This window comes from Actinomadura sp. WMMA1423 (genome assembly GCF_006547145.1).
Lineage (GTDB): Bacteria > Actinomycetota > Actinomycetes > Streptosporangiales > Streptosporangiaceae > Spirillospora.
On the sequence record NZ_CP041244.1, the window covers coordinates 7,111,224 to 7,128,264 of the forward strand.

A 17,041-nucleotide genomic window follows, 5' to 3' on the forward strand; every position below is an offset into this window, starting at 1 on the left:
TGAGCGGAGTCGGCGTGACCGGGGACCTCGTGAGCCGGAACTACGAGGACGTCGCGGTGGGGGAGGAGCTCCCCGAGCTGAGCATCCCGCTGACCCGCACGATGATCGTCGCGACCGCGCTGGCGAGCCGCGACTACCAGGACGTCCACCACGACCCGTCGCTCGCGGTCGAGCGTGGCTCCAAGGACGTCTTCATGAACATCCTGACGACCAACGGGCTCGTCGACCGGTACGTGACGGGCTGGGCCGGGCCGGCCGCCATCGTGAAGGCCATCAAGATCAGGCTGGGCGCGCCCAACTACCCGGGCGACACGATGGTCCTCACCGGCACCGTCCAGGCCAAGGACGACTCCGGCCGCCGCGTGGAGATCGCCGTGCGCGGCGTCAACGCGATCGGCCCGCACGTCACCGGCACCGTCGTGGTCGAGCTGCCCGCCGAAGCACAGGGGAGCGGCGCATGAGCGTCCTGCCAGGGGCGGCCGCGGTCGCCGGGATCGGCGCCACCGAGTTCTCCAAGGAGTCCGGCCGCAGCGAGCTGCGGCTGGCCTGCGAGGCGGTGCTCGCCGCGATCGTGGACGCGGGGCTCCAGCCGTCCGACGTGGACGGCATGGTGACCTTCACCGCCGACACCAGCTCCGAGATCCACATCGCGCGCAACCTCGGCATCGGCGAGCTGAAGTTCTTCTCGCGCGTCGGGCACGGCGGCGGTGCGGCCTGCGGCACCGTCCAGCAGGCCGCGATGGCCGTCGCGACCGGCGTCGCCGACGTCGTCGTGTGCTACCGCGCGTTCAACGAGCGGTCCGGGACCCGCTACGGCCTCGGGCAGGCCGACCGCCCGATGGACGTCAGCGCCGACAGCGCCGCCTACGCGTGGATGAACCCGTTCGGGCTCTCGACCCCCGCCCAGTGGGTCGCGATGTTCGCCCGCCGCTACATGCACGAGTACGGCGCGACCAGCGAGGACTTCGGCCGCGTCGCGGTCGTCGACCGCCGCCACGCCGCCGCGAACCCGGCCGCCTGGTTCCACGGGCGGCCGATCACCTTGGAGGACCACCAGGCGTCCCGATGGATCGCCGAGCCGCTCCGGCTCCTCGACTGCTGCCAGGAGAGCGACGGCGGCCAGGCCCTCGTCGTCGTCTCCGCCGAGCGCGCCCGCGACCTCCCGCACCGGCCCGCCGTGATCTGGGGCGCCGCGCAGGGCTCCGGCAACGACCAGCACATGATGACCAGCTACTACCGCTCCGAGATCACCGGCATCCCCGAGATGGGCCTCGTCGGGCGGCAGCTCTACGCCCAGTCGCGCCTCACCCCGGCCGACGTCCAGGCCGCGATCCTCTACGACCACTTCACGCCGCTCGTCCTCCCGCAGCTGGAGGAGCTGGGCTTCTGCGCGAAGGGCGAGGGCAAGGACTTCGTGGCCGACGGCAATCTGGAGCTCGGCGGGCGGCTCCCGGTCAACACCCACGGCGGCCAGCTCGGCGAGGCCTACATCCACGGGATGAACGGCATCGCGGAGGGCGTCCGCCTCGTCCGCGGCACCTCGGTGAACCAGCCGGGCGACGTCCACAACGTCCTCGTCACCGCCGGCACCGGCGTCCCGACGAGCGGCCTCATCCTTGGAGCGGACGAATGAAGGGCACGCACGAGTGGGACGGGCGTTCGCTGGGAGCCCGGACGGTGACCTACGACGAGACGCGGCCCATCCTCTACGCGCTCGCGGTCGGCGCGGGCGCCTCGGACCTGGACCTGGTCTTCGAGGAGAGGCTCCGGGTCCTGCCCACCTTCGGGCTGACCCTCGCCCAGTGGGCGCCGGACGTCCTCGGCTCGGCGGGCGCCTTCGACGTGCGGACGGCCGTCCACGGGACGCAGCGGCTCCGCGTCCTGAAGCCGCTGCCGCGTTCCGGCGCGGTGGAGATGAGCGCACGCGTCACCGACGTGTGGGACAAGGGGTCCGCGGCCGTCTTCGACGTCGCGGTGGAGAGCGAGTACTTCGAGGCGACGTGGTCGCTGTTCGCACCCGGAGGCGGCGGTTTCGGCGGCGGGCGCGGCCCGTCGTCCCGACGCCGTCCGGAGGCCGACCCCGACGGCGCGGTGACCGTTCCCACGGCCCCCGACCAGGCGGCCCTCTACCGGCTGCTCGGCGACCGCCACCACCTGCACATCGACCCGGAGGCGGCGAAGGCGGCCGGGATGCCGCGCCCGATCATGCACGGGCTGTGCACGCTCGCGGCGGTCACGCTCCCCCTCGCCGAGTCCCTCGGCGCGCACCCGGCCGACCTGGCCGAACTCGAAGGCCGCTTCGCCGCGCCCGTCTTCCCCGGCGACGCCCTCCAGGTGAGCACCTGGAGGGACGGCGCCGGTGCGGACGGCGGGGTGCTCTTCGAAGCGGCCGTGGACGGGACGACGGTCATCTCCGGCGGCCGCGCACGCTTCGGCGCGGCGGGCTAGGCGGAGGCGCCGTGGCCGAGCCGTCGAGCGTCGTCGTGACCGGCGGCAACCGGGGCGTGGGACGCGCGGTCGCCGCCGAGGCCGTCCGGCGCGGGCACCGGGTGACGATCGTGGCGCGGCGGCCGGACGCGGGCGCCGCCGCGGCCCGGGACACCGGTGCGGAGCTGGTGGTGGGCGACCTGTCGTCCGTCCGGACGGTCCGGGAACTGGCCGGGGCCATCGCCGCGGCCGTCCCCGCGCCGACCGTCCTCGTCCACAACGCGGCGCTCTGGCCGAGCAGCCGCGAGGTCAACGAGGACGGCTTCGAGCAGGCGTTCTTCACCAACCACCTGGCGCCGTTCCTGCTGAACCGCCTGCTGGAGGAGCGGCTGCGCCGGGTCGTGCAGGTCAGCGCGGCCCTCTACGCCACGGGCCGGGTCGACCCCGACCGGACCCCCGAGGGCCGCGACTTCCATCCCGTGCGCACCTACGCCGACACGAAGCTGGCGAACCTGCTCACGGTCCCGCTGTTCGCCGAGCGGTGGAAGGACGCCGGGGTGACGATCGACGCGGTGCACCCGGGCGTCCTGCGGACGGACCTCACCACTCGGGGCGGGGCGTTCGGCCTGATCATGAGGGCGGTCAAGCCCGCGCTGAAGCCCGTCGCCCGGGCCGCCCCGCCCGTCGTGGACCTGGTGGACTCCGGCGGCACCGGCCGGTACTTCCACCTCGCCAAGGAAAGGCCGCTGAAGCCCAGGGCCCGCGACGGCGCTCTCGCCCGCCGCCTCTGGGAGGACGCCGAAAGCGTCCTCGCGACCGTGTAGCGGCAGGACTTCATCTTGTGTCGGGCCGGGCTCCGCCTCGCGCCTGCCGGGGGTTCAGGAATTCTTCATCCGCCGTCACGGGAACGGCATCGGCGGTGTCGCCGCAGCTCAGCGGCCTCCGCACGGCGATATACGTCACCTTCCGACCAAGGACGGAGCCGCGCCTGGGCAAAGCGTGACATTTATTCGTATTTGCCGAAAATGTCACCGTCGCAGTGCCGTCGTTCCCGCTCCCCCTCGGGGCCCCCGCCCTGGCCGGGAACGGCCGCGGAAAGGCCCCGCCATGCGACGACTCCTCCTGCTCGCACTCCCCGCCGCACTGAGCGCGGCGCTGGTCGGCGCCATGGGCGCGCCCGCGTCCGCGACCCCGCCCAACATCCCGTCCGCCTCGACCGCCGCGAGCCGCCTGGCCGCCCTGACCGTCGGCGCCGAATCGCACGGGAGCACCTACGACCGCGACCTGTTCCCGCACTGGATCACGATCTCGGGGACGTGCAACACCCGCGAGACCGTCCTGAAGCGGGACGGCACGAACGTCACCACCGACTCCGCCTGCGCCGCGACGTCCGGCAAGTGGTACTCGCCCTACGACGGCGCCACCTGGACGCTGGCGTCCGACCTGGACATCGACCACATGGTCCCGCTCGCCGAGGCGTGGGCGTCCGGTGCCTGGTCCTGGACGACCTCCCGCCGCCAGTCGTTCGCCAACGACCTCGGCGGCCCCCAGCTGTGGGCGGTCACCGACAACGTCAACCAGGCGAAGAGCGACAAGGACCCGGCCGAGTGGCAGCCCTCGGTCACCTCCTTCCGCTGCACCTACGCCCGCGCCTGGATCCAGGTGAAGTGGTACTGGGGCCTGAGCGTGGACAGCGCGGAGAAGAGCGCCCTCAACACGATGCTCGGCACCTGCTGACACCACCGCACCGCCCGCTCCGGTGCCCGCGGGACTCGCGCGGGCGCCGGAGCGGCGTCTTCGAGCCGCCCGTCCCGGATGCCGGGGTGCCAGGATGGCGGGCATGGCTCTCTCGGAACCCCCGGTAACGGCGGCCTGGCAGCATCGCGGGGCCCGCGCCGGCTTCGAAGTCCTCGAGATCGCGCGGTCGGGCGCCGGGTGGCGCCTGCACGGCACGACGGCCGCCGTGGAGGACGGCGTCCCCTGGACCGTCGACTACGTGATCGAGGTCGACGAGCGCTGGCACACCCGCGGCGCGCGGGTCGCGCACCTGCTCGGCGGAGGGCCGGGCGAGGTGACCGTACAGCGGACCGGCGAGGGCCGCTGGACGGTCGACGACCGGTACGTTCCCGAACTGGACGGGTGCCTCGACGTCGACCTGGAGTCGTCGGCGATGACCAACGCGCTTCCCGTGCACCGGCTCGGCCTGCCCGTCGGCCGGACCGCGGACGTCCCGGCGGTCTACGTCCGGGCCGCCGACCTGACCGTCGACCGGCTGGAACAGACCTACACGCGTGCGGGCGACACCGCCTACGACTACGCGGCCCCCGCGTTCGACTTCACCGCACGGCTCCTCTACGACGACTCCGGCTTCGTCCTGGAGTACCCGGGCCTCGCGACCCGCCACGCCTGACCTGTGTGTCAAAGTCGCCGGCGACATCGGCGACAAGGTGACGGCCGGCCCGAGCGGGCCGGCCGTCACGTTCACCTCGAGGGTTGTTCACGCTCGAGGTAGACCGCCCAGCAGAGGAGGGCGGTGATGACCGCCACACCAATGGCTGTGGGCAGCGATATCGGCTGGCCCAAACGGTCTGCCGATAACGCCATGACCGTCGGCGGCGCGCAGAGCGCCACCCCGAACTGCTGTGCCGACAGGAGGCGCGTGGCGAGAATGCTGCACGCCAGCGGCACAACAAATCCCGTGGCCGCCGCCTCGACGACGACGACCGGAGAGGCCCCGGCACTGTTCCCCAAGAGGGCGAGTACGGCGCCCCCGAGAGCGAAGGCCACCGCCAAGGGGAGCGCCGGGTTGGCGTCCCGGCGTTCGCAGTAGGCGATGAACGCCCACAGGGCCGGCTGGTACACGGCGTTCGCCGCGACCACCCACACCAGTGCCTCCGGCCCGGTGGTGGTGAACACCACCGCGCCGGCCACGATCGCAGTCAGGATGTTCACTGGAATCGTGACTGCTCGGCCGGTGAACAGCGCGAGGACCGCGAGGACCAGCGTGGCCGCCGTCGCGTTCCCGATCACGGTCTGGCCCGTGCCCGCCTGGGACAGGGCCAGAGTGAACAGGGTCAGCGCCAGTGCCAGCCCGCCTGTGGCGAGCCACACGCCGCCGCCCAGCGCCACCGCGTGTCGGCGCCCTGCCGGGTGCATCAGCACGCAGGCCACGAAGACCGCGATGGCGATCGCCGCGGCGGCCGCCGCGATCGGTGCTACTTCTGGATGCTGTCCCAGGATCCAGAAGTAGACGGCCAGGGCCGTCGGGCTGACAAGCATCAGCCCATAGCCCGCGCCTAACTTCACGCCTGATTTCATTTGCCCTCCTTCCCGGCCTCGGACTGAGTCCGAGGACGGCTTTTCGTTGTCGCGCGTCCGGATCGGACGGCGGGAGCTGGGAAGGCTCCATCAGTGACCGTCATCACAAAGGGGAAATCGGCCAGGCCGATTTCATATGTGTTGCGTCACATTTGTGTCGGGTCGGTTGCGCGGCGCTGAACGTGCCTGCCGGCGGCCCGGTCTCAGGGGATGAATGCTCGGAACGCCGATGGCCGGGATGCCGCCCGCGCCGACGGCATCCCGGCCATCGGCCGGTGGAACCCGGGACTCGCCTGTCCGACGAGCCCCGGGGGTTCAGGCGGGTTCGGCGTGGGTCGGTACGGGGTCGTCGGTTCTGATGCACCAGGCGGTGTGGTCCGCGGAGAACGTCACCGGTTCGAACGGGGTGGCACACGCGTCCACCGCGATGGGGCAGCGGGTGCGGAAGACGCAGCCGGAGGGGGGAGCGAGCGGGCTCGGCGGATCCCCGCTCAGCAGGATCCGCTCGCGGTCGCGCTCGACGGTCGGGTCGGCGTCGGGGATCGCGGACATGAGCGCCCGCGTGTACGGGTGGGCGGGCCGCGCGTAGAGCTCCTCCCTGCCGCCGACCTCCATGAGCCGCCCGAGGTACATCACCACGACGCGGTGGCTCATGTGCTCGACCGCGGCGAGGTCGTGGGAGATGAACAGGTAGGTGAGGCCGAGCTCGTCCTGCAGCCGCCGCAGCAGGTTCATGATCTGGGCCTGGACCGACACGTCCAGCGAGGCCGTGGACTCGTCGAGGACGATCAGGTCGGGCTCTGCCGCCAGCGCGCGGGCGATGCTCACCCGCTGCCGCTGGCCGCCGGACAGCTCGTGCGGACGCCGCGCCGCGATGCCGCCGGCGAGCCCGACGAGGTCGAGGAGTTCGGCGACCCTTTTGCCGCGGGCCGCGCGGCCGGAGTGCATCCGGTGCACGTCCATCGGCTCGCGGACCGTCGCACCGATGGTCCGCCTCGGGTCGAGCGAGGCGTACGGGTCCTGGAAGACCATGGCGACGCGCCGCCGCAGCTCGCGCGCCGCGGCGCCGCGCGCGGCGAGCACGTCCTCGCCGGCGAGGCGCACCGTGCCGGACGTGGGCCGGACCAGGCCGGTCAGCGCGTTGCCGATCGTGGACTTGCCCGACCCCGACTCGCCGACCAGCCCGAGCGTGCGGCCGCGTTCGATGTCGAAGGAGACGTCCTCGACGGCGTGGACCTGCATCCGGTGGCGGCCCTCGCGCGGCCCGGGGAACCGCACGCGAAGCCCCCGCACCTCCAGCAGCGGCTCCGGCCGCGCCGTCACGTCCGCGTCGGTCTTCATGGGGTCTCCAGGCAGAAGGTGCGGGCGCGGTGTCCGGGACGGACCTCGGCGAGCGGCGGGACCTCGGTCGCGCAGCGCGGGTCGGCCCTCTTCGGGCAGCGGTCGTGGAAGACGCAGCCGGGCGGCACGGCCCGCGGGTCGGGCGGCGATCCGGGGATCGCGACGAGCCGGTCGCGGACCTCGCCGAGGACGGGACGCGCGCCGAGGAGCCCGACGGTGTAGGGGTGCGTGGGCGAGCGGTGCAGCGCCTCGGTCGAGGCGTGCTCGACCACCTGCCCCCCGTACATCACCGCGACCTCGTCGGCGAGGCCGCCGACCACGCCGAGGTCGTGGCTGATCCAGACCACGGCCATGCCGATCCGGTTCTGCAGTTCGCGGACGACCTCGAGGATCTGGGCCTGTGTGGTGACGTCGAGCGCCGTCGTCGGCTCGTCGGCCACGAGGACCTCCGGCTCGCAGGCCAGCGCGATCGCGATCATGACGCGCTGGCGCATCCCGCCCGACATCTGGTGCGGGTAGGCGTTCAGGCGCCGGGCGGGATCGGGGATGCCGACCATCTCGAGCAGCTCGCGGGCCCGGTCGCGGGCGGCGCGCCTGGTGCGGCCGAGATGCTCCTCGATGCCCTCGGTGATCTGCCGTTCCACCGTGAGCAGCGGGTTGAGGGAGGTCATCGGGTCCTGGAAGACGAAACCCAGCCGCCGGCCCCGGGTGCGCTCGAGTTCGCGCCGGGACAGCGCCAGCAGGTCGGTCCCGCCGAGCAGGGCCCGGCCGGTGACGGTCGCCGACGACGGGACGAGGCCGGTCGAGGCGAGCACGGACATGGACTTGCCCGAACCGGACTCCCCGACGATGCCGAGGGTCCCGCCGGCCGGGACGGCCCAGGAGACGCCCCGCACCACGCGTGCGGCGCGCGGCCCGCGGCCGAACGTGACCTCGAGGTCCCGCACCTCGAAACCGGATGCGCTCATCGGCCCCTCCTGGACTCGATGACGGAACGTTGCCGGGGGTCCAGGGCGTCGCGCAGCCCGTCGCCCACCAGATTGAACGCCAGCACCGTGGCGAAGATCGCGAGCCCGGGGAAGACGCTCATCCACCACGCGTCCGTGAAGGACTTGCCGTCGAAGAGCATCCGGCCCCACGACGGCTGCGGCGGCTGGACCCCGAGCCCGAGGAACGACAGCGCGGCCTCCGACAGCATCGCGAAGGCGAGGCTGAGCGAGGTCTGCACGATGATCGGTGCCATGACGTTGGGCAGCACGTGCGTGCGGATGATGCGCAGCGGCCGGGCCCCGATGGTGACCGCCGCCCGCACGTAGGGCTCCTCCCGGACGACGAGGCTGCTCGCGCGGGTGACCCGCGCGAAGACCGGTACGTACACCACGCCGATGGCGATCATCGCGGTGGTCAGTCCCGGGCCGAGCACGGCGACGATCGCGATGGCCAGCAGGATGATGGGGAAGGCGAACAGCACGTCGACGAACCGCATGACGATGGCGTCGACCCATCCGCGGAAGTAGCCGGCGGCCAGGCCGAGCGCCACTCCGGCGACCAGCGCGATACCGACGCTGATCACGCTGACCTCCGCCGACACCCGGGCGGCCAGGATCACCCGGCTCAGCACGTCCCGTCCCAGTTCGTCGGTGCCGAACCAGTGCGCGGCGCTCGGCGGTTGCAGCCGGCTCGGCCCGACCTCGTTGGGGCCGGACGGTGCCAAGAGCGGGCCCAGCACCGCCAGGACGAACATCAGCGCGATGATGGCCAGCCCCGCCGCGGACACCGGGCGGCGCAGCAGGTGGGCCCAGGCGGAGCGCTCTCGTGTGCTCATCGGACGGAGATCCTCGGGTCGATCAGGCCGTACAGGACGTCCACCACGAAGCTCACCAGCAGGAACATGGACGCCACCAGCAGCACCGCCCCCTGGACCACCGGATAGTCGCGGGCCTCGACGGCGTCGAAGGTGAGGCGGCCGAGGCCGGGCCAGGCGAACACGACCTCGACGACGATGATCCCTCCCAGCAGGACCGCGGCCTGGATTCCGATCACGGTGATGACGGGCACCATCGCGTTGCGCACCACGTGCCGGACGAGCACGATCCGGCGCCGCAGGCCCTTGGCCCGCGCGGTGCGCACGTGGTCGGAGCCGAGCGACTCCAGCACCGCGCTGCGGACGAACCGGGTGATGATCGCACCGGAGACCAGCCCGACCGCGGTCGCCGGCATGGCCACCCGGCTCAGCCAGCCGACCGGGTCCTCGGTGACCGCCACGTAGCCCGACGGCGGCAGCCATCCGAGGGTGCTGGAGAACAGGAGGATGAGCAGGATGCCGAGCCAGAAGTCCGGGACCGACACCCCGAACTGGCTCACCACGCGGACCACGGTGTCGACCGCGCCGCCCTGCCGTGTCGCCGCGAAGACGCCGAGCGGGAACGCGATCAGCAGTGCGATGACCAGCGCGGCGGCCGCCAGCGACAGGGTCGCGGGGAGCCGTTCCAGCAGCACCGTGGTCACCGGGTCACCGGACCTGAAGCTCACTCCCAGGTTGCCGGTGACCGCGTTGCCCACGTAGTGCAGGTACTGGCTGGGCAGGGACCGGTCGAGCCCCGAGGCCTCGCGGAGCGCCTGGTATGACTCCGGCGTGTACCTGGTGCCCAGGGCGACCCTTACCGGGTCGCCGGGCACCAGGTGCACGAGGGTGAACACCGCCACGGTCACGCCCATCAGGACGACCGCCGCGTGGCCCGCCCGCATCAGGGTGAAGCGGAGCATCAGCCGCCCAGCTTCGCGCCGCGGAACCGGATCGCGCCGTCGCTGCGGGCCGTGTAGCCCTTGAGCCGCGGGCTCCACGCCTGGATGACGTTGGGGTTGTACAGGTAGATGTAGCTCGCGTCGTCGGCGATCATGCGTGCCGCGTCCGCGTAGTTCTGCTTGCGCTTGGCCTCGTCGGTCTCCACCCGCCCGGCGTCGAGCAGCGAGTCGACCTTCTTGTTCGAGTACTTCTGGAAGTTGAACTTGCCCCCGGTGCGGTGCTGGGCGTAGTAGAAGTCGTCCGGGTCGAGGTTTCCGAGCCAGCCGAGCATGAGCAGGTCGTACTTGCCCTTGCCCTGCTCGTCCAGCCAGGTGGCCCAGTCGACCTGCCTGGGCTTGACCGTGACGCCGATCTTCGCGAGCTGCGCGGCGATCAGCTGGCCCGCGGTGATGGTCTCCGGGTACTGCTTGGTGACCAGCATGTCGATCTTCAGGTCGCGCACGCCCGCCTCGGCGAGCAGCCTGGTCGCGCGGGCCGTGTCGTGGGAGTAGCCGGTGTACTCGGTGTACCAGGGGTTGGTCTTCGGGATCGCGAGCTGGTTCACCGTCGCGTTGCCGTACATCGTGGTCTGCGCGATCGCCTCGCGGTCGATCGCGTACGCGAGCGCCTGGCGGACCCGGGCGTCGTCGAACGGCTTGCGCGCCTCATTGGGCGACAGGTACCAGTAGTCGTTGCTCACCAGCGACTTGAGCGCGACGTCCTTGTTCCGGGACAGCTGCTCGACCTGCTGCGGCGGCACGTTGCTGGTCCAGTCGACCTCGCCGGCCTTGAGGTCCTCCATGGCGGTGGTGGGCTCGGGCACGAAACGGAACGTCACCGCGGGGATCTGCGGCTTGCCTCCCCACCAGCCGTTGTTGGCGGTGAGCCGGATGGAGTCGCCGGACTTGTAGGAGGCCACGGAGAAGGGGCCGGTGCCGAGGGGGCGCTTGGCGATCTCACCGCTCTCGACGTTCCGCTTGTTGACGATCGCCAGCCCCTTGTACCCGCCGATGTTGGTGAGCAGGTTGGGCATCGGCTTGTCGAGCTTGATCACGACCGTGGAGTCGTCCGGGGCGGTGATGTCCTCGACGCCCGCGAAGCGGTAGGCCGAGCTGAGCTCCTTGTCGATGATGCGCTTGTAGGAGTAGACGACGTCGCTCGCGGCGAACTTCGACCCGTCCTGCCAGGTGACGCCCTTGCGCAGGGTGAACGTCCAGGTTTTCTGGTCCGCGCTGGTCTTCCAGCTCTCCGCCAGCGCCGGCTTCATCTTCAGGTCCTGGTCCGGCTCGACGAGCGTGTCGAAGACGTTCTCCAGCACCTGGAAGGAGAAGTACGACGACGTCTTGTGCGGGTCGAGCTGGTCGGGCTCGCCGCCGATCGCGGCCACGACGCCCGAGCCCCCCTTGCCGCCGGTGTCGACTCCCTTGCCCGCGGAACACGCGGCGAGCAGGCCTACCGCGATCACCGTCCCGATCAGTCGGTTGGCTCGTCTCATGGTGGGTCCTTCCTCGGCTCCGGAGAGTTGCCCCGCTAACCACTTGCCATCATTATGATGAAGGCTCGTCATTATCTCGAAGCTTGAACGGAGGCTAGAGAGCCTCGGCGCCCGGGTCAAGGGAGATCCCGGATTCTGTTACACATCGTTCACACCACCGGCGTGCAGGGCGAACGCGGAGGAAGCAGTGACCTACTCACTTGTGGCACGCGACGAGGACGGGACCTTCGGCGTGGTCACCGCGTCCAGGTCCCTCGCGGTGGGAGCCACAGTGCCGGCCGTGGCCCCCGGCGCCGGCGCGCTGGTGACCCAGGCCTACACCAACACCACGTTCGCCGCACGCGGGGTCGATCTGCTGCGCCGCGGGCTCGGCGCGGCCGAGATCCTCGATCTCCTCCTGCGCTCCGACCCGGAGGGCTCCCGGCGCCAGGTGGCGGTCCTCGGACTGGACGGCGAGGCCGCGGCGTGGACCGGGCCGGACTGCACGCCACCGGCGGGCCACCTCCTCGGGCCCGGTTGCGTCGCCGCCGGCAACTGCCTCGGCGGGGCGCCGGTCCTCGGCGCGCTGCGCGACACCTTCATGGCCTCGACCGGCACCCTGGCCCACCGCCTCGCCCTCGCGCTCACCGCCGGTCAGGAGGCCGGCGGCGACGGCCGCGGCAGGCAGAGCTCCGCACTGGTCGTCCGCGGCCCGGGCGACGACGGCGGCCTCCGCAACGCCGGCCGGGTCGACCTGAGGGTGGACGACCACGCCGACCCCGTCGGCGAGCTGTGCCGGCTGCTGGAACTGCGTCATGCCGACGTGGAAGGACCGGATCGCGCGACGGCGCTCCGGCTGACCGGCGACATCGCGCGCGAGGTCGACACCTGGCTGGCGGCCACGGGACGGGGCGGGGGAGAGCGACTCGAGAAGCGCCTCTCGGACTGGGCCCGCGACGAGAACCTCGAGCACCGGCTGCTCCACGGCCGCATCGACCTCACCCTGCTGGAGCGGCTGAGAAGCCGCGGCCGCTCGGTCAGAAGGTCAGAGGGGTGACCGCTCCGAGCACCACCGTGGTCTCCTGCCCGGGATTGGACCACCAGTGGGCGACGGTGCAGTCGTAGGTGATCGCGTCGCCGGGGGAGAGCTCGGTGACCGTCTGGCCGACGTTCACCCGCAGGAGCCCGGACAGCACGACGACGCACTCCTGTCCCAGGTGGCGGTAGAAGCGCCCCTCGTTGCTGAAACCGGGCGGGACCTCGCTGCGGATCACCTGCAGCCGCCCCCCGGAGGGGGTGAGGAGTTCGCGGAGCACCTCCGCCTCGTGGGGATCCTCGCTCGACGAGGGCAGCCGCAGCCGCTGGCCGGCGCGGACGACGAGGTGACCGGGGGGTGTGGTCTGCTGGAGGAGCCGCGCGAGCGGTAGTCCGAGCGCTCCCGCGAGGCGCTGCAGCGTCTGCAGGGACGGGTTCCCCTGGCCGCGCTCCAGCTGGCTCACCGCGCCGGTGCTCACGCCCGCGCGTGCGGCCAGCGCTTCGACGGTCAGCCCGAGCAGCCGCCGCGTCGACCGCACCGTCTCGCCGAGGGCGAGCGGGAGATCCGGGTCGAGTGCGTCACCGGGGACGGGGGAGCGCTCGGCGGGCCGGTCGCCGGAGTCCCGCGTCCGCCCGGCGGGTGGTCGTGTCATCCGTCGTCCCTTCGGCCGGTGCCCGATCTGAACGGCGCGGGCGCGGCCCGCTGGGAAGAGCGGCGCGGCCCGCCGCAGGGCAGGGCCGAGAACGCTGCACGGACACCACCGTACTGGCTGGGGGCGATGCGGACGGTCACGCTGGAAGGGCCGGCTCCCTCGGTTGCTCCACGCCCCCGGGGCCCTCGTCCTGTCGGACCGGGGAGGCGCGCCGGCGCCTGCGGGAACCTCCCGCAGGCGCCGGCGCCTCGTGAGGCGGCCCACCCAGGTTCCGCCCCGACGTCAGGACGGGGCGGTCTCGGCGGCCCGCCACATGCGCAGGTAGGTCTCCGCGCCGTTCGCCATGTCGTCGATGAGCTCCTGGCCTCCGATGGCCCGCATGTCGGCGATCCAGTCGGGGACGAGGCCGTAGTTCGCGACGCCGTCGGTGTTGAGGTCCCAGGTCCGCTGTCCCTCGCTGAGCCGGTCGAGCTTCACCGAGGGGTCGATCGGCGACGTGAAGGGGTACTGCAGCGGGCCCGCGCCGCCGCCCGTGCGGGGCTCGGGCAGCGCGCCCATGCCGTTGGCGTCGAGCCCGTAGCCGTAGCCGAACGGGCGGGACGGGTCGCGCTGGGCCTTGTTGCGCCGCCACTCGGAGGTGAAGCGGTCGGCCGCGTTGCCGTAGCCGGTCACCATGCCGCCGAGCCGGTAGAGGCGGGGCAGGTAGGTGGCGTCCATCCAGCTGTGGGACGAGATGACGCCCGGGTACCGCGCCTCCTCCAGGATGCCGAGGGTCTGCCCGGCGGCCTTGGCGCTCATGTGGTCGATCTCGACGATCATGTGCCGCTTCATCATCCCGCGCAGCGTGTACTCGCCGAGATCGCTGAGACCCCGGACGTTGCAGTGCGGCGCGCTCGGATAGATCGGCAGTGTGATCCCCGCCAGTCCGAGCAGCTTCAGGATCGGTGCCAGGGCGTCGCCGACCTCGCCCGCCGGCGCGATGGTGTTGTCGTGCGCGGGGCCGGTGCACGTCTCGGCCTGCCAGAAGCGGCCGGTGCCGAGGAAGTTGGCGATGTTGACGAACGCCCCCGCCACGCCGCCGTCGAACCGCACGCCGCAGAGCGCGTTGTCGTACTTGTGGCACACGAACATCGACGCCACGCCGAGGCTGCGGGCCTCGTCCAGGCCCCGGTCGATGTCGGCGCGGGTGCAGGCGGGGCTGCCGTTGACGAGCCGGCAGCCGAACGGCTCGGAGGTCTCGATGCCGAGCACGACGGCGAGCTTGCCGTCCTGGATGACCCGCCGGGCCTCCGCCGAGTCGCGCACGATCCGGAACCAGCCCTTGCCGGGGCCGCCGCTCCGCCCGTCGATGAAGCTCTCCATCTCGTGCATCCGCTGCGCCTGGAGCCGGATCGTCGCCGTCTCGTCGCACGGGTTGCCCTTGAGCGGGTAGATGTCGCAGAGCTGGCGGTTCGCGACCAGGTGGTTGACCAGGATGCGCTGCCCGGCACGCCAGGACCGTTCGAGCCAGGTGTAGTACACCTGCTGGTGGGTGCGGGAGTCGTAGGCGGGCCAGTCCTTGAACGTCGGCCAGCCGGTCGGGTCGTGGGTGCCGAACGGGGTGCCGTACCGGGTGAAGTTCTCCCACCAGGCGAGCACGCCGTTGCCGGCATGGTCGGGGCAGTCGCGCAGCGCCTCCTGGATGCCGCGCGGGTCGAACGGCTTGCCGCACATGAGCTTGCCGCCGAACGCCTCGTACGCCATCAGGTGGCTGTGGGCGTCGACGTAGCCGCGCACCGGGGGCGGCTGGTCCCCGGCTTGCGAGCGGGGGACGGGGAGGAGGGCGAGCAGCAGGGCTAGGAGGATCGGAACGCAGGTGGCACGTCGGACGGGCATGGGGCACCTCGGCCGGGGGTGAGACGTCCAGTGGCTCTCAGCCGAGTGAAACACCGATCCGGACAAATGTGAATAGTCTTCACATCGTCCCCGGTCAGCCCGGGTGCGCGGCCGGGCACGGCGCGCCGGACCGCCACCTGGCGAGCCGCGCGGCGCCTAGTAGCACACCCTCTTCTGGATCTTGCCGTCCTTCTCGTAGATCTTGCATCGGCGGCCGCCGCTCGGCTGCCCGGGGGAGGGCGCGGCGCCGGTGGCCGTCGGCGCGGGCGCCGCCGAGGGCAGGATGGTGATCACCGGCAGCGTCCCCTCCGCGTAGGACCCCAGGGACTGCGGGGAGTAGTCGCGGCCCTTGATCTTCAACGAGGTGATCGCCGGTGGCGAGTACGGGGTCACCAGATAGCGACCCGGCCGCAGCTCGGTGCTCGGCGGAATGGTGAAGGTGTGGGTGCCGGTGACCGTCTGGATCGACCAGCCCTTGGGGCCCGGGTGCTCCTGCCCCCGGCCCCATTTGGTCCGGCCGCGGGCCGTCAACGGCGCACGGCCGGTCGGCAGGGTCCCCTCGGCGCCCGGCGCCACGGGGTAGAAGAAGAACGCCCCGCCCTTCCGGCCGGCGCCGACCCGCCCGCTCTGATCTATCTCGATGTTGCGGCTGTCGATCTTCTCGATGAGGGTGATCCGCGTTCCCGGGGTCGCCCTGGCGGGCGAGAGCGCGAAGTCGTAGGCGAAGCTCGGCCCCTCCGAGGTCCCGTAGGGACGGCCGTCCCGGATCCCGAGCCGGAGCCGGCCGGTGGCCTTGCCGCCCACGGTCGTTGGGGTCGGGGTCGCGCTCCCGGCGTCCGCGCTCGGTCTCGCACCGGTCCTCGTCTCGTCGCCCGTCCTCTGCCCGTGCAGGACGAGCCCTCCGGCGACGACCACGGCGGCGGTCGCGGCGGCGGCTCCGGCGACGGCGAGCTTGCTCCTGCTCGCGTGCCGGAGGAGACCCTTGCTGTGCCGCGCCGCGTCCGCGCCCCGGGTCGCCACGGTCTGCTGCAGGGAGGCCGTGCCCGGCGCCGCTCCCGCTTCCGACCCCGCGAAGGAGCCCAGCATCGCCAGAGGGGCGGCGGACGCGAGCGCCGCGACCGCCACGGCCAGCGCGCGGACGCCGCGCCGCTCCCAGTCCGGGCCGTAGGCCGCCACGGCGGTCCGCTCCAGTTCGGCCACGAACTCGCCGGCGTCCCACAGGCGCTCCCCGGGGTTCTTGGCCAGGCCGCGCGCCAGCATGGGACGCACCGGCTCCGGCACGCTCTCCAGCGGGACCGGCGCGTTGAGGTGCTGCGCCATCAGCTGGGCCGTGCTCGCGCCCCGGTAGGGCTTCGCGCCGGTGAGGCACTCGAAGAAGACGCAGCTCGCCGCGTAGAGGTCGGTCGCCGAGGAGGCGGGGTGGCCCTGCCACTGCTCGGGCGCCATGTAGGCGGGCGTGCCCGCGCGGGAACTCTGCCCCGTCAGGACGGCGATCCCGAAGTCGATGAGCTTGCTCGTGCCCTCCGGCTGGACGACCACGTTCGCCGGTTTGTAGTCGCGGTGCACCACCCCGACGGCGTGGGCCGCCGCCAGCCCGAGCAGCGACCCCTTCAGCACGGCGAGCGCGGCCTCCGGGGCGAGACCGCCATCCTCGTGCTGGTCCAGCACGGCGCGCAGGGACGTCCCCGCGACGGCCTCCATCACGATGGCGGCGCCCTCCGGCCCCTCCACGTACCGGTACAGGCGCGCCACATGCGGGTCGGCCACCCTGGAGAGCGTCTCCGCCTCCTGCCGGAAGACCGCCAGGCCCGTCTCGTCCGTCAGCAGCGCGGGCGCCAGGTACTTGATCGCCACCTGCGCGCCGCCGCCCCGCGGCGCGGCGAGCACGACCCGTCCCTGCGCACCGGCCCCCAGCTCTCTGATCTCGTCGAACCCGTCGACCTGCCATTCGTTCACTGGAGCCTCCGTCCCCCGCGCCGCACCCTGGCGACGGATTCGCAATCCACGGAAAGGTAGTGGGCGACCACCAGTTGATCTAGACGCGCCTACACCCTCGTTTGTTGGGACGAGACGGATGTACCGGTCACCGGGACGCCGTAGACCGGGCCGGGACGGGGCCGGGATGATGAGGGT

General features: G+C 72.3%; 16 protein-coding genes. 7 read left to right on the top strand and 9 right to left on the bottom strand.

The genetic code is table 11. The features are described 5' to 3' along the window. Positions 1-14 precede the first annotated feature (14 nt). The 6 genes from FKD65_RS33030 (at position 15) to FKD65_RS33055 (ending at position 4,837) form a co-directional block, all read left to right on the top strand. Positions 15-461, top strand: a complete 447-nt coding sequence (locus FKD65_RS33030; RefSeq protein WP_141582220.1) for a MaoC family dehydratase — start codon at positions 15-17, stop codon at positions 459-461. After that, the gene (locus FKD65_RS33035; RefSeq protein ID WP_141582221.1) at positions 458-1,633 is read left to right on the top strand and encodes a lipid-transfer protein; all 1,176 of its coding nucleotides are present in this window, start codon (positions 458-460) and stop codon (positions 1,631-1,633) included. Before FKD65_RS33030 ends, FKD65_RS33035 begins: the two co-directional genes overlap by 4 nt. Next, positions 1,630-2,448 (top strand): MaoC/PaaZ C-terminal domain-containing protein, encoded by an 819-nt coding sequence (locus tag FKD65_RS33040; protein WP_141582222.1) that lies wholly within the window; start codon positions 1,630-1,632, stop codon positions 2,446-2,448. The genes FKD65_RS33035 and FKD65_RS33040 overlap by 4 nt, the downstream gene beginning before the upstream one ends. Positions 2,449-2,459: 11 nt before the next feature. After that, positions 2,460-3,251 carry an SDR family NAD(P)-dependent oxidoreductase gene (locus FKD65_RS33045; RefSeq protein WP_141582223.1) on the top strand — a complete coding sequence of 264 codons (792 nt, stop codon included), beginning with the start codon at positions 2,460-2,462 and terminating at the stop codon, positions 3,249-3,251. A 283-nt stretch (positions 3,252-3,534) separates the two neighbouring features. Further along, the gene (locus tag FKD65_RS33050; protein WP_141582224.1) at positions 3,535-4,164 is read left to right on the top strand and encodes an HNH endonuclease family protein; all 630 of its coding nucleotides are present in this window, start codon (positions 3,535-3,537) and stop codon (positions 4,162-4,164) included. Positions 4,165-4,267: 103 nt separating this feature from the next. Further along, positions 4,268-4,837 (top strand): putative glycolipid-binding domain-containing protein, encoded by a 570-nt coding sequence (locus FKD65_RS33055; protein ID WP_141582226.1) that lies wholly within the window; start codon positions 4,268-4,270, stop codon positions 4,835-4,837. A 71-nt stretch (positions 4,838-4,908) separates the two neighbouring features. Here the strand turns inward: FKD65_RS33055 and FKD65_RS33060 are convergent, their stop codons facing one another. The 6 genes from FKD65_RS33060 to FKD65_RS33085 all read right to left on the bottom strand — a co-directional run bounded on the left by FKD65_RS33060 (position 4,909) and on the right by FKD65_RS33085 (position 11,366). Beyond that, positions 4,909-5,745: a hypothetical protein gene (locus FKD65_RS33060; RefSeq protein WP_141582228.1), complete on the bottom strand. Its 837-nt coding sequence runs from the start codon at positions 5,743-5,745 to the stop codon at positions 4,909-4,911. A 315-nt stretch (positions 5,746-6,060) separates the two neighbouring features. Beyond that, positions 6,061-7,086, bottom strand: coding sequence for an ABC transporter ATP-binding protein (locus FKD65_RS33065; protein WP_141582230.1), 1,026 nt, complete (start codon positions 7,084-7,086; stop codon positions 6,061-6,063). Next, entirely contained in the window at positions 7,083-8,054 is a 972-nt protein-coding gene (locus tag FKD65_RS33070; RefSeq protein WP_141582232.1) for an ABC transporter ATP-binding protein, read from the bottom strand. Before FKD65_RS33070 ends, FKD65_RS33065 begins: the two co-directional genes overlap by 4 nt. Continuing rightward, the gene (locus FKD65_RS33075; RefSeq protein ID WP_141582234.1) at positions 8,051-8,911 is read right to left on the bottom strand and encodes an ABC transporter permease; all 861 of its coding nucleotides are present in this window, start codon (positions 8,909-8,911) and stop codon (positions 8,051-8,053) included. Before FKD65_RS33075 ends, FKD65_RS33070 begins: the two co-directional genes overlap by 4 nt. Further along, positions 8,908-9,852 carry an ABC transporter permease gene (locus FKD65_RS33080; protein ID WP_141582236.1) on the bottom strand — a complete coding sequence of 315 codons (945 nt, stop codon included), beginning with the start codon at positions 9,850-9,852 and terminating at the stop codon, positions 8,908-8,910. The genes FKD65_RS33075 and FKD65_RS33080 overlap by 4 nt, the downstream gene beginning before the upstream one ends. After that, positions 9,852-11,366 (bottom strand): ABC transporter substrate-binding protein, encoded by a 1,515-nt coding sequence (locus tag FKD65_RS33085; RefSeq protein WP_141582237.1) that lies wholly within the window; start codon positions 11,364-11,366, stop codon positions 9,852-9,854. The genes FKD65_RS33080 and FKD65_RS33085 overlap by 1 nt, the downstream gene beginning before the upstream one ends. 187 nt (positions 11,367-11,553) lie before the next feature. Between FKD65_RS33085 and FKD65_RS33090 the strand changes: the two genes are divergently transcribed. Next, positions 11,554-12,402, top strand: coding sequence for a DUF1028 domain-containing protein (locus FKD65_RS33090; protein ID WP_168221266.1), 849 nt, complete (start codon positions 11,554-11,556; stop codon positions 12,400-12,402). Here FKD65_RS33090 and FKD65_RS33095 read toward each other — a convergent pair. The 3 genes from FKD65_RS33095 to FKD65_RS33105 form a co-directional block, all read right to left on the bottom strand. Continuing rightward, positions 12,383-13,033 (bottom strand): helix-turn-helix domain-containing protein, encoded by a 651-nt coding sequence (locus FKD65_RS33095; protein ID WP_141582239.1) that lies wholly within the window; start codon positions 13,031-13,033, stop codon positions 12,383-12,385. The two genes, FKD65_RS33090 and FKD65_RS33095, sit on opposite strands and share 20 nt — an antisense overlap. Before the next feature lie 282 nt (positions 13,034-13,315). Continuing rightward, complete coding sequence (locus FKD65_RS33100) at positions 13,316-14,908, bottom strand: Coagulation factor 5/8 type domain-containing protein (RefSeq protein WP_141582242.1); 1,593 nt, start codon at positions 14,906-14,908, stop codon at positions 13,316-13,318. A gap of 156 nt (positions 14,909-15,064) precedes the next feature. Next, positions 15,065-16,864, bottom strand: coding sequence for a serine/threonine-protein kinase (locus FKD65_RS33105; protein WP_141582244.1), 1,800 nt, complete (start codon positions 16,862-16,864; stop codon positions 15,065-15,067). Positions 16,865-17,041 lie beyond the last annotated feature (177 nt).